This is a genomic window from Microbacterium sp. SWDP-B6 (assembly GCF_059803615.1).
Genome location: NZ_JAPFGV010000001.1, coordinates 401,829 through 413,649 on the forward strand (window position 1 = coordinate 401,829; position 11,821 = coordinate 413,649).

Sequence of the window (11,821 nt, forward strand, 5' to 3'; positions counted from 1 at the left end):
TCGACCACAATAGGACGACTATCGTGATGAGCATGTCCGGAGCCCGTGTGCTGGTGACGGGGGCGAGCGGGTTCCTCGGCGGTCACGTCGTGCCCGAGCTGCGGAGACACGGATACGAGGTCTTCGCCGCGGGCCGCAACGAGCACGCGCTCGAGCTGGTCGCCGACGACGGCCACCGAGTTCTCGGCGATCTGGCCTCTCTCCGCACGCAGGACCTCCCCGTGGACGCCGTGATCCATTGCGCCGCGCTGTCGGCTCCCTGGGGGCGCTGGAGGGACTTCCGCGAGGCGAACGTCGACGGCACCGATCATGTCGTCGAGTTCGCCCGTCGCAACCGTGTGCGCCGGGTGGTGCATGTGTCGTCTCCCAGCGTGTATGCCGCACCTCGGGACCGCATCGGCATCCGCGAACCCGACGTCGATCGCTCCAATCGACTGAACGGGTACATCCGCTCGAAGATCGCCGCCGAGGATCTGCTGCTCGACGCCGTGGACAGCGGGAAGATCGCAGAGCTCGTGATCGTGCGCCCCCGCGGCCTGATCGGCGTGGGCGACCCGAGCCTCGTGCCCCGCCTTCTCGACGTCCACGCACGCATCGGCGTGCCGGTCTTCGACGGCGGCGACAATCTCATCGACGTCACGGCGGTCGAGAACGTGGCCTTGGCGCTGCGCCTCGCTCTGACCCACGGAGACGCCGCGGGCGGGGTGTACAACATCACCAACGACGACCCGCGGCGGTTCCGCGAACTGCTGACGATCCTTCTCGAGCGGATGGGGGAGACCCCGCGGTTCCGCCCGATGCACCGAAGAGCGGCCTGGGTGCTGGCATCCGCGTCGGAGGGCGTCTGCTCGATGCTGCCGTGGCGGCCGGAGCCGCCGCTCACTCGCTACACGCTCAGCACGATCGCGTACTCTCAGACGCTCGACATCACGCGCGCGAAGGCGGAACTCGGATACCGCCCCGAGGTGTCGCTCGATGACGCTCTCGCCGGCGTGGCCGCACACCTGAGGGAGAATGCGTGACCGGCCGCCTCCGCCACTACGTCTGCGGCAGCACCTCACATGACGTCGGCGCGATGTTCCGCGGCGCACCGCATGGTGTCCGCGAGTTCCCCTCCGGCGTGTTCCTGTACGACACCGCGGACGGCCGGCGCGTGCTGTTCGACACCGGTTATGCGACGGGGCGGTGGCACACCGGCTGGCGCGGTGCCGTCTACCGTCGTCTGCTTCCTCCGATCGTCGGGGACGCGGATGATGTGGCCGCCCGGCTCCGCGCAGACGGCGTCGACCCCGCGTCCGTGACGCACGTCGTGCTGTCTCATCTGCATCCGGACCACGTCGGGGGAGTCCGTCGGTTCCCGCATGCCACTTTCGTGCTGAGCGCGGGGCACGAGCGGACGCTGTCGGCTCCGCGACTGCGCGCGGGGGTGCTCACCGGCCTGCTCCCGAGCTGGTTCTCGGATGCCGAGCGGATCGTGATCGACGAGGGAGCCTTCGCCACCGTCGAGGTCGGCGGCACCGCACTGCGAACTCACGACCTTCTGGGCGACGGTTCGTACCTCGTCGTCGATCTGCCCGGCCATGCCGACGGACACCTCGGCGCGCTGATCGAGCGCCGCGTCCTGCTCGCCGGCGATGCGGCATGGGGGAGCGATCTGATCGACGCCTCCGGCACGCTGAAGGCCCTGCCCCGGGCCGTCCAGCACGATGCTGATCGATACGCCGCCACGGCACGGATTCTCGGCGAGCTCGCAGCGGCCGGCATCCGCGTGGTCTGCAGCCATGATCCGCTCGACGCGAAGGAGCTGTTGAGCTGATGTCGAAGCTCAGGATCCTGCGCGAGTTCGTCGCGGCACGCTGGCTCCGCCCGTTGCGCACTCGGGCTGCGGTCGAACGGCGTCAGAGGCGCCTGCTGCGCTCGCACCTGAGATTCCTGCGACGGCGGTCGCCCTACTTCCGCGACCTTCTCGCGACGCGCTCGTTCTCGGAACTGCCGCTCATGGACAAGAGCGTCATGATGAGCCGCTTCGACGAGATCAACACCGTCGGCGTGGGCAAGGACGAGGCCCTCGCACTGGCGATCGCGAACGAGCGCTCCCGTGACTTCGACGCGGATCTGGGCTCGAACTCGGTGGGCCTGTCGAGCGGCACCAGCGGCCACCGCGGCCTCTTCGTGGTCAGCAGCGCCGAACGCGATGCCTGGGTGGGAACCGTGCTCGCCCGCACCCTGCCTCGGGGCAGGCTCCTCGGGCATCGGATCGCGCTGTTCCTCCGGGCGGACAACAGCCTGTACGAGTCGGTCGGCTCGCGGGCGGTCTCGTTCCGCTACTTCGACGTCTACACCGACATGGACGACAACATCGCCCGGCTGCGCGAGTACCGACCGACCATCCTCGTGGCTCCGCCGTCGGTGCTGAGGCTGATCGCACGTGCGGCCGACGCCGGTGGATTCGACGTCGTGCCGCAGCGGGTGTATTCGGTGGCGGAGGTGCTCGAGCTCTCTGACGAGCGGCGCATCACCGCCTCCCTCGGACAGCCCGTCCTGCACCAGCTCTACCAGTGCACCGAGGGATTCCTCGCGCACACCTGCGAGCACGGGGTGATCCATCTGAACGAGGACAACATCCTGGTCGAACGCGAGGCGCTGGATGCCGAGCGGTTCACGCCGATCGTGACGGACCTGCGCCGTCGCGCGCAGCCGATCGTGCGGTATCGGCTCGGCGACGTGCTCCGCGAGCGCACGCGACCGTGCCCCTGCGGCAGCGCGCTCACCGCGATCGAGCGCATCGAAGGACGAGAGGGCGACACCCTGGTGTTCCGTTCCCTCGACGGCCGGGATCTGCCAGTCTTCGCAGACGTGATCGCGCGCGCATTGCTCTATGCCGAAGGGTTCGACGAATACCGCATCACCCAGATCGGCGAGTCGCGGCTGCAGATCGCGCTCGACACCCTCGACGATCGATCTCGGCGTCTCGTCGAAGACGAGGTGCATGCGCTGGCCGACCGGCTGGGGTGCGAGCGGCCGGACATCACGTTCGTCGACTACGTGAACGACGGGGCCGTGAAGCTGCGACGCGTGGTGCAGGAATGGGGGGACCGGAGATGGTGAGGAACTGCGAGATCGTGGGCTGGGGGACTTCTCTGCCTTCGCGTGTCGTCCGATTCGGGGAGGAGACGCGGTACCGCATCGACGACGACGTGTCTCATCTCGACATGCTGGCTGAGGCGTGCGAGCGGGCACTGGCGCACGCGGACATCACGGCGGACGACGTCGACCTCGTTCTCGGTGCGTCTGCCGCGGGGATCCAGCCGATCCCGTGCACGGCCGCGCTCGTGCTGGAGAGACTCACGCTCACCGGGCATGCGGCGGCCTTCGACGTGAACTCGACCTGCACGAGTTTCATCACGGCGCTCGACATCGCCTCGCGGTATCTCGATGCCGGGGATCATGAGACGATCCTCGTGTTCGCAGGAGATGTGGGGACGCGGTTCCTGAATCCGGAGCAGCGCGAGAGCTTCGAGCTCTTCAGCGACGCCGGTGCGGCCGTCGTGCTGCGCCGCTCCGCTGACGGCGACCGAGGAGTGATCGCCAGCGCTCAGCGCACCTGGCCCGCGTATGCGCACGACACGGAGATCAGGGGCGGGCTGTCGGGATCGCCCGCGCAGGCCTATGCGGCGGGAGACTCCGCTGACTACCTGTTCGACATGAACGGGCGCCGGGCGCTGTTGGGGATGATGCGCGTGCTTCCCGAGTTCTTCGAGGCGTTCCACCGAGGATCGGGGATCGCGCACGACGATGTCGCCCTCTGGGTTCCCCACCAGGCGTCTGCCGCGCTCGGGCCGATGCTCGACCGCCTCGGAATCCCTGCCGACCGTCGGATCGATGAGGTGCGGGACTTCGGCAACATGGTCTCGTCGTCCGTGCCGTTCATGCTCGCCCGCTCGCTCGAGAGCGGTCGCGTCGGGGCAGGCGACACCGTGATCCTCTGCGGCACGGCCGCCGGGCTCACCGCCAACATCCTCGCTCTCCGACTCTGATCCGGCTCACCGGCCGCCGCCTCAGACGCCGCTGCGGGTCAGGTCGCACTGGCGCGCGCGCTCAGACCAGAGTGCGACCGATGCTCCCGATCACGCCGTCGATCGGCTGACCCGACGCATCGCGTCGGGCGCCGGGCTCGGGGAGCTTGCGCACCGCACCTGTCGGGTCGACGGCCTGCGCGGGGCTCGGCCCGACCCAGGCGACCGTGAGGTGGTCCTCGCCCTTCAGGAACGAATGCGCGCGCACTCCGCCGGTCGCCCGACCCTTCGACGGGTACTCGGCGAAGGGCGTCACCTTGGCGCGTCCTGGCTCGGTGCCCGGAAGGCTGCTGTCGGAACCCGAGACGGTGGCGACCACGGCATCGGCATCCGGCGAGACCGCTCCGAAGAACAGCACCGATGAACCGGCGCCGAGCTTGATGCCGGCCATGCCGCCTGCGGGCGCACCCTGCGGGCGGACGGCCGAGGCGGAGAACCGCAGCAGTTGGGCGTCGGTCGTCACGAACACGAGGTCGGCGTCGTCCTGCGCTTCGACCGCGCCGACGACCGTGTCACCGGGCTTCATGCCGATGACCTCCAGATCCGGACGCACGGGAAGCGTCGACGGGACGATGCGCTTGACCGTCCCCTGCGCCGTGCCCATGGCGATCGGGACGTCGCTGTCGAAGCGCACGAAACCGAGGATCCGCTCTCCGCGGATGGTGATGCCGAGATAGTCGCGCAGCGGAGCTCCCGCCGCGAGCTGCACGGAGGACGACGGCACGGACGGCAGATCGACGGGGGAGAAACGCAGCACGCGCCCCTCAGAGGTCAGCGCACCTATCTCTGCGCGCACCGTCGTCTCGAGAGTCGTCAGGATCGCGTCGTGCTTGCTTCGCCGTGCCGGAAGCGTCAGCTCCTGGCCCTCGGCGAGGTCCACCCGCACGGCACGCCCTGTGGTGGAGAGCACGAGCACGGTCGGAGCGTCGGCGATCTGCAGGTCGACCGCGCCCTTCGTGGCGCGCGGCTTCGGGGGCGCGGCGTTCATCAGCAGGGTGCGGCGAGGAGTCCCGTATGCGTCAGCCGCTGCGTCGAGCTCCTCGGCGACCACTGCTCGCAGGAGCACGTCGCTCCCGAGCAGGTCCCGCAGCCTGGCGATCTCGGCGAGCAGGGCGTCGCGCTCGGTCTCGAGCTCGATGCGCGAGAACTTCGTCAGGCGCCGCAGGCGCAGTTCGAGGATGTACTCGGCTTGAAGCTCGCTGAGGTCGAACACCGAGCGCAGTCGCGCCCGCGCCTGCTCGGAGTCGTCCGACGAACGGATGACCTGGATGACCTCGTCGATGTCGAGGATCGCGATGAGCAGGCCCTCGACGAGGTGCAGACGCTCCTCTCGGCGGGCGAGACGGTATCGACTGCGGCGGGTGATGACCTCCAGCCGGTGCGCGACATAGACGCGCAGCATCTCCTTGAGCCCGAGCGTGCGCGGCTGTCCGTCGACAAGGGCGACGTTGTTGATGCTGAAGGAGTCCTCGAGCGGGGTGAGCCGGTAGAGCTGCTCGAGCACGGCATTGGGGTCGAAGCCGGTCTTGATGCCGATCGCGACGCGCAACCCGTGATTGCGATCGGTGAGATCGGTCACGTCGCTGATGCCCTGCAGCTTCTTCGACTGCACCGCGTCACGGATCTTCTCGATCAGACGCTCGGGGCCGACCATGTATGGGAGTTCGGACACGATGATGCCGGTGCGCCGCGGCCCGAGCGGTTCGACCGAGACCTTGCCGCGCACCTTCAGGGCGCCGCGGCCGGTGGCATATGCGTCTCTGACACCGTCGAGCCCCATCAGGATGCCACCCGAGGGGAAGTCGGGGCCGGGCACGAACTCCATGAGCTCTTCGGTCGTGGCGTCGGGGTTCTCGAGCAGATGGGTGGCGGCGGCGACGACCTCGATCAGGTTGTGCGGTGCCATGTTGGTCGCCATGCCGACGGCGATGCCGCTCGCGCCGTTGACCAGGAGGTTCGGGAACGCAGCAGGGAGCACGGAGGGCTGCTGGAACTGACCGTCGTAGTTCGGGATGAAGTCGACGACGTCCTCGTCGAGGTTCTCGGTGAGAGCCATCGCAGGGGAGGCCAGTCGTGCCTCGGTGTAGCGGGCCGCTGCGGGCCCGTCATCGAGCGAGCCGAAGTTGCCGTGGCCGTCGATCAGCGGCACACGCAGAGCCCATTCCTGGGCGAGTCGTACGAGGGCGTCGTAGATCGCCGAGTCGCCGTGCGGGTGCAGCTTTCCCATGACCTCGCCCACGACGCGGGCGCTCTTGACGTGACCGCGGTCCGGGCGAAGCCCCATCTCGGCCATCTGATAGAGGATGCGACGCTGCACGGGCTTCAATCCGTCGCGAGCGTCAGGCAGAGCCCGCGAGTAGATCACCGAATAGGCGTACTCGAGGAATGAACCCTGCATCTCTGTTTCGAGATCGATGTCCTGGATTCGCTCGGGGGCGAGCTCGGCAGGCGGGGTCTTCGGCATGGGCATCCTGAAATGGTGCGAGGCTGAGGGCGTACGGGAGCCTGTGTCAGACTGGCTCGGATGTCCCTCATTCTACCGTCCGAGTCGCTCGCCGCCCGCAGCGTCGTCGGGGTGGCGGACGACGTGTTCGCCGCTCTCCGCGGCGAATCGGCGAGCCTGCCGCGGGCCGAATCCGTCGTCCTCGCCATCATCGACGGGCTCGGCGCCATCAGCCTGCGCGCCCACGCCGGCCATGCCAGGGCGCTCACGTCCGGAATGGCGAAGAAGGACGTCGCCCACTCGGTCTTCCCCTCGACCACCGCGGCGGCGCTGACCAGCATCCTCACCGGGGTCTGGCCGGGGCAGCACGGCCTGGTCGGTTATCGCGTTCTCGACCCTGCTCGGGGCATCCTGGTCAATCAGTTGACCGGCTGGGAGTCGGAAGGGCTGGATCCGGCGACCTGGCAGGCGGCTCCGACGGTCTTCGAGCGCGCTCGTGCAGAGGGGCGCCCGACCTTCGCGGTGGGCGTCGCCGCCTACGCGGCGAGCGGGTTCACCCGGGCCACGCTGCGCGGGGCCGAGTTCGTCGCCGCCCAGACACCCGCAGAGCGCGTCGAGGTGGCATACGACCTCGCCGAGCGTCACCCGGGCTCGCTGATCTACTGCTACCTGCCCGAGGCCGACAAGGCCGGGCACCGGCACGGCCTCGACTCGGTGCAATGGGTGTCGGCGCTCGAAGAGATCGATGCCGCACTGTCTCGACGCGTGCCTCCGGGCGTCGGCGTCCTCGTGACCTCGGACCACGGCATGGTCGACGTGCCGGTGCACCGGCAGGTCGTGCTCGAGGCCGAGCACCTCGACGGGGTCCGGCACATCGGAGGTGAACCGAGGATGCTGCACGTCTATGTCGAACCGGACGCCGATGCGGCGGTCGTCGCCGAGCGGTGGCGTCGCGATCTCGAAGGCCTCGCCGACGTCGGCACCGGGCAGGAGGCGATCGCATCCGGGTTCTTCGGCCCCGAGGTGACATCGGCCGCCGCGTCGAGGATCGGCGATGTGCTCGTCGTGGCGAGAGGAAACGGGGCGGTGTACGACGGCACGGCCGCGGATCAACGCAGCAGGGGGATGGTCGGCCAGCATGGTGGTCTAACCCCGGAGGAGCGTCAGGTCCCACTGCTCAGGTTCGGCGCGTTCGCTCGCTGAGCGTCGGCATCCACCCGCCTGAAGGCGCCCTATTCGTCGGTGCGTGCTCCGAACACGATCTCGTCCCACGACGGCATCGCGTTGCGGCGCTTGCGGCGTCCGTTGCCCTCGTTCGACGGCTCGGGGGTGACCTCCGGCTCGTCTTCGCCGGGCTCGTTGCTCTCGAAGGCGTCGAACAGTGCGATCGGATTCTGGTCCGTGTCGCTGTCGTCCGAGTGGTCGAGGATCGGCGCGGTCTCGCGCTGGCCGCGTCGGCGTCGCAGAGCCTCGAGCAGGTCGGCCGTCTCGGGGCTCGTCGTCGCCGACTCGGGTGCGCGCTTGATGGCGGCATCCTGCACCGCGGCGGTCGAGCGCTCGGGCGCGATGCTGTCATCGACATCAGCCTCGGGCGCGGGGAGCAGGCGGGGTCCGAAGGCGCCGGAGTCGAAGCGGCTGTCGTCCTTGTAGGGCGACGCCTGCCGTTCAGCCTCGACGGCGCGCAGACGGGGGATGAGACCGTCGGGCAGCGAGCCCTGGCGGGACAGCTGTGTGGCGTCGGCATTGAGGGGTGCCAGCGCACTGCGTCGGGGGTCGAAGCTCCAGCGTGCATCGTGCTCGACCTCGTTGGCGGTGAACTCGAGCTTGATGATCCAGCCGGTGTCGTCCTTCCAGCTCGCCCAGCGCTCGGCCGAGGCCTCGACCTCAGACAGTTTGGCGCGGATCGCGGTGCCGAAGGTGGGCTGAGCGTCGGGCTCGACATCGCTGCCGATCAGCACGGGAACGGCGAGCGCCTGACCGATGACGTGCTCACGCTCGGCGAGAACGGGTCCTTCGAAGCGGATGACGTCGTCGACGCTGATGCCGAGGAGTGCGGCGACCTCCGGTGCCGTGAGGCCGGCGCGGATCTGCGCCTGGATGTCGCGCGGACTCGCGGCGAGCCGCTGAGCAGTCGGCTCGCTCTGTCGCGTCGCGCGCCGGATCTCGCGGTGCAGGACGTCGTCGATGGGCAGCGCGAAGCGCTCGCCCGACTCGGTCGCGAGTACGAGCACTCCTGCCTCTGTGCCGACGATGGTGACGTTTTCCATGCGAATGCCCCTCTGATGGGTGTGCGTTCATGGTGTCACGCGGGGCCGCCCAGAACCGGGAATACTCTGGGCGTGCCGTGAGTTTGGTCTGTCGCAGCCGCGGGCATTTGCTTATTCCTCCGCGGTCATGCAAACTATGGCCGCCGATTACCCCGACGGCGCACCACCCACTCGCATGAAAGTGGAGATTCACCACATGGCAACCGACTACGACGCTCCCCGCAAGAGTGAAGACGACTCCGAGTCGATCGAAGCCCTCAAGGAGCGTGTGCCGGACAAGCTCTCCGGCTCGTCAGGAGACGAGGACGCGGACAACCCGTCCAGCTTCGATCTTCCTGGAGCCGATCTTTCCGACCTCGAACTTGATGTCGTCGTGCTGCCCGCGCAGCAGGACGAGTTCACCTGCATGAACTGCTTCCTCGTGAAGCACCGTTCGCAGCTCGACCACGAGGGGGCTTCCGGCCCCATCTGCAAGGAGTGCGCTGCCTGAGCGCACCAGAGAACAAGATCCCACGCGCCCCCGACCTCACGGTCAGGGGCGCGTCGTCTTGTGGTCAGGTCAGCGCTCGTCGCGGTCGGGCTGGCGCTGGTCGGGCAGCGCTGGTTCTGGTCAGGGGAGCGCTGGTTCCGGTCAGGTCAGCGCCGGTTCTGGTCAGGTCAGCGCTGGGCGGCGATGATCGCCGCGGCGAGCCGATCGGGAGTTCGGGTCGAGATGGTCCAGGTGTCCACCGGGTCGTCAGGGTCATCGTTCGGAACGACGACCACCCCGTCGACACCACCGCGGATGAGATGCCAGCCCCGTGCCGGCAGGCCTGGGCCCCGCGCCTGGCGCGCCTCTTCGGCGCTCAGCGCTCGGGGCGTGCCGAGGTGCTGGACCTCGATGTGCGCTCGACCGGCACGAAGCACGTCGCCGTCGACCGACACGACCGGCGCGAGCGCGATGAACGCGACCACCAGCACAGCCGAGACGGCGGCGCCGACGATCAGGGCGACGGTCGAGCCGATGGGCACGAAGATGAGCGCCACCATGGGGCCGGCGAGAGCGACCGTCACCAGCAGCCACAGGCTGGGGGACAGTCTCTCGCGGTAGCGGGTCCGCGCGTCGGGAGCGATGTTCTGCATTAGCCTCGTGGGGTGACTGAATCCGTTGATGTCCCCATTATCGCCTCTGTCGTGCCCGGCTACGCCCACCCCGGCGATGCCGGAGCCGATCTGGTGGCGGCCGAGGCCGTTCATCTGGCCCCGGGGGAGCGGGCGCTCGTCGCGACCGGGGTGCGCATCGCGTTGCCGGAGGGGTACGCGGCATTCGTCGTGCCCCGCAGCGGTCTCGCGGCCAAGCACGGCATCTCGATCGTGAACTCGCCGGGAACCGTGGATGCCGGATACCGCGGTGAGATCAAGGTGAGTCTGATCAACACCGACATCCACACGGCGTACGATGTGGCCGTCGGCGATCGCATCGCGCAGCTGATCGTGATGCCCGTGACTCGTGCCACCTTCATCCCGGTCGAGGAGCTGCCAGGCAGCGTCCGCGGCGAGGGTGGCTTCGGCTCGACCGGCTACCAGGCAGGACTCCATTCATCTTCGGCAGGACAGATCAATGACTGACAACAACGCGACTCCTTCGAAGTCGGCACCGGACGACCGGGCGACACAGGGGCCCTTCGACGACTCCGAGGCGAACCCCGTTCGTCCGTACATCGACCTCGGTGGAATCAAGATCCTCCCGCGTGAGGGGCTGAACCTCCGGCTCGAGGTCGAGGAGCAGTCCAAGCGCATCGTCGCCGTCGGACTCGACTACGCGGACTCCTCCCTCCAGGTGCAGCCGTTCGCCGCGCCCCGATCCGGTGGGCTCTGGGACGAGACCCGCGTGCAGCTGCGCGATCAGGTCCGCACCCAGGGCGGGCGGGTCGAGGAGCGCGAGGGGCCGCTCGGCAAGGAGCTTCTCGCAGAGGTCCCTGCCGCGGCCAACGAGGGCTCCGAGCTGCGGCTCGCCCGGTTCATCGGCATCGACGGCCCTCGATGGTTCCTCCGCGGCGTCATCGGCGGCGCTGCAGCGTCTGACCTCGAGGCCGCCGCCAAGGTCGAGGATCTCTTCCGGTCGATCGTCGTCGTCCGCGGGGGAGCTCCGATGCCTCCGCGCGACCTGATCCCGCTGAAGATGCCCGCCACTCCCGGCTCCGCGTGACCACCCCCGCTTCCGAGCCCGAGCGCGAGCAGAGCGCATCCGACATCGTCGGGGCCGCGCTCGGCGGCGCTGCCCGCCGCGCCGGTCTCGACCCGACCGAGAGCGACGCGACGCACAAGGTGGTGTGGTCCGCGATGGGCGGATGGCGCGGCATCCTCGAATCGGTGCTTCCCAGCCTCGCGTTCGTCATCCTCTTCACGATCCGGCCCGAACCCCTGATCCTGCCTCTGGGCGTGTCGGTCGGACTCGCGGCGGTCTTCACGATCGTCAGACTGCTCCAGAAGTCCCCGCCCTCGGCCGCCATCGGTGGCCTCGTGGCCGCGGCGGCTGCCGCCGCGCTGGCGCTGTGGACGGGGCGAGGCGAAGACAATTTCGTCCCCGGGCTCATCACCAACGCCGTCTACGGCACGGGGATGCTCGTCTCGGCCCTGATCGGCTGGTCGCTGATCGGTCTCGCCGTGGGCTTCCTGATGGGAGAGGGCACCGCGTGGAGGCGCGATCGTCGAAAGCGTCGTGCGTTCCTGTGGCTCGGCATCGCCTGGGCTGCGCTGTTCTTCGCACGTCTCGCGGTGCAGCTGCCGCTGTACCTGGCGGGGGACGTCACGGCTCTCGGCACACTGAAGCTCATCATGGGCCTGCCGCTGTTCGCGCCGTTGATCGCGGTCACCTGGCTCGTCGTGCGCGCCCTGTATCCGCGAACCCCGGATGCCGGAACACCGCAACGGTCGTGATAGATTTATCTTGACATCAAGATAAATTGCAGGCTTTCGCCCGGAGGTCGAGCAGAGCAGACTGGTTAGGACTGCCTTGCTAGCCGCAGGGGCTCGCTGGCGAGCAAGATGGAGGC

Annotated in this window: 12 protein-coding genes; 9 read left to right on the forward strand and 3 right to left on the reverse strand. The window is 68.8% G+C overall.

Annotation, left to right across the window (positions count from 1 at the left end; genetic code table 11):
• The first annotated feature begins 32 nt into the window (after window positions 1-32).
• Genes OPU70_RS02060 through OPU70_RS02075 form a run of 4 tightly spaced genes read left to right on the forward strand, consistent with a single transcriptional unit; the run spans window position 33 to window position 4,037 of the window.
• Window positions 33-1,022 (forward strand): NAD-dependent epimerase/dehydratase family protein, encoded by a 990-nt coding sequence (locus OPU70_RS02060; RefSeq protein ID WP_042540285.1) that lies wholly within the window; start codon window positions 33-35, stop codon window positions 1,020-1,022.
• Window positions 1,019-1,816, forward strand: coding sequence for an MBL fold metallo-hydrolase (locus tag OPU70_RS02065; RefSeq protein ID WP_079112875.1), 798 nt, complete (start codon window positions 1,019-1,021; stop codon window positions 1,814-1,816). The genes OPU70_RS02060 and OPU70_RS02065 overlap by 4 nt, the downstream gene beginning before the upstream one ends.
• Window positions 1,816-3,108: a F390 synthetase-related protein gene (locus OPU70_RS02070; protein WP_498557058.1), complete on the forward strand. Its 1,293-nt coding sequence runs from the start codon at window positions 1,816-1,818 to the stop codon at window positions 3,106-3,108. Before OPU70_RS02065 ends, OPU70_RS02070 begins: the two co-directional genes overlap by 1 nt.
• Window positions 3,109-3,122: 14 nt before the next feature.
• Window positions 3,123-4,037 carry a 3-oxoacyl-ACP synthase III family protein gene (locus OPU70_RS02075; protein WP_475435024.1) on the forward strand — a complete coding sequence of 305 codons (915 nt, stop codon included), beginning with the start codon at window positions 3,123-3,125 and terminating at the stop codon, window positions 4,035-4,037.
• A 61-nt stretch (window positions 4,038-4,098) separates the two neighbouring features.
• On the opposite strand, the gene OPU70_RS02080 is transcribed toward OPU70_RS02075, so the two are convergent.
• On the reverse strand, window positions 4,099-6,540 hold the full coding sequence (locus OPU70_RS02080) for a DNA gyrase/topoisomerase IV subunit A (RefSeq protein ID WP_082508973.1): 2,442 nt from the start codon (window positions 6,538-6,540) through the stop codon (window positions 4,099-4,101).
• Window positions 6,541-6,600: 60 nt separating this feature from the next.
• Here OPU70_RS02080 and OPU70_RS02085 point away from each other — a divergent pair, with 60 nt between their 5' ends.
• Window positions 6,601-7,722: an alkaline phosphatase family protein gene (locus tag OPU70_RS02085; RefSeq protein WP_498557059.1), complete on the forward strand. Its 1,122-nt coding sequence runs from the start codon at window positions 6,601-6,603 to the stop codon at window positions 7,720-7,722.
• A gap of 29 nt (window positions 7,723-7,751) precedes the next feature.
• Here OPU70_RS02085 and sepH read toward each other — a convergent pair whose 3' ends face one another.
• Window positions 7,752-8,786, reverse strand: coding sequence for a septation protein SepH (sepH, locus tag OPU70_RS02090; protein ID WP_042540212.1), 1,035 nt, complete (start codon window positions 8,784-8,786; stop codon window positions 7,752-7,754).
• A 196-nt stretch (window positions 8,787-8,982) separates the two neighbouring features.
• On the opposite strand from sepH, the gene OPU70_RS02095 reads away from it, so the two are divergent.
• Entirely contained in the window at window positions 8,983-9,276 is a 294-nt protein-coding gene (locus OPU70_RS02095; RefSeq protein WP_042540214.1) for a DUF4193 domain-containing protein, read from the forward strand.
• 167 nt (window positions 9,277-9,443) lie between these two features.
• Here the strand turns inward: OPU70_RS02095 and OPU70_RS02100 are convergent, their stop codons facing one another.
• Window positions 9,444-9,908, reverse strand: a complete 465-nt coding sequence (locus tag OPU70_RS02100; RefSeq protein WP_056377643.1) for a DUF3093 family protein — start codon at window positions 9,906-9,908, stop codon at window positions 9,444-9,446.
• 12 nt (window positions 9,909-9,920) lie between these two features.
• Here OPU70_RS02100 and dut point away from each other — a divergent pair, with 12 nt between their 5' ends.
• From dut to OPU70_RS02115, 3 genes are read left to right on the forward strand one after another with little or no spacing between them, the layout of a single operon-like run.
• Window positions 9,921-10,394, forward strand: a complete 474-nt coding sequence (gene dut / locus OPU70_RS02105) for a dUTP diphosphatase (protein ID WP_042540218.1) — start codon at window positions 9,921-9,923, stop codon at window positions 10,392-10,394.
• Window positions 10,387-10,974, forward strand: a complete 588-nt coding sequence (locus tag OPU70_RS02110) for a DUF3710 domain-containing protein (RefSeq protein WP_042540219.1) — start codon at window positions 10,387-10,389, stop codon at window positions 10,972-10,974. The genes dut and OPU70_RS02110 overlap by 8 nt, the downstream gene beginning before the upstream one ends.
• A complete protein-coding gene (locus tag OPU70_RS02115) occupies window positions 10,971-11,705 on the forward strand; it encodes a DUF3159 domain-containing protein (protein WP_498557060.1) in 735 nt (244 codons plus the stop codon). Before OPU70_RS02110 ends, OPU70_RS02115 begins: the two co-directional genes overlap by 4 nt.
• The last annotated feature ends 116 nt before the right edge of the window (window positions 11,706-11,821 follow it).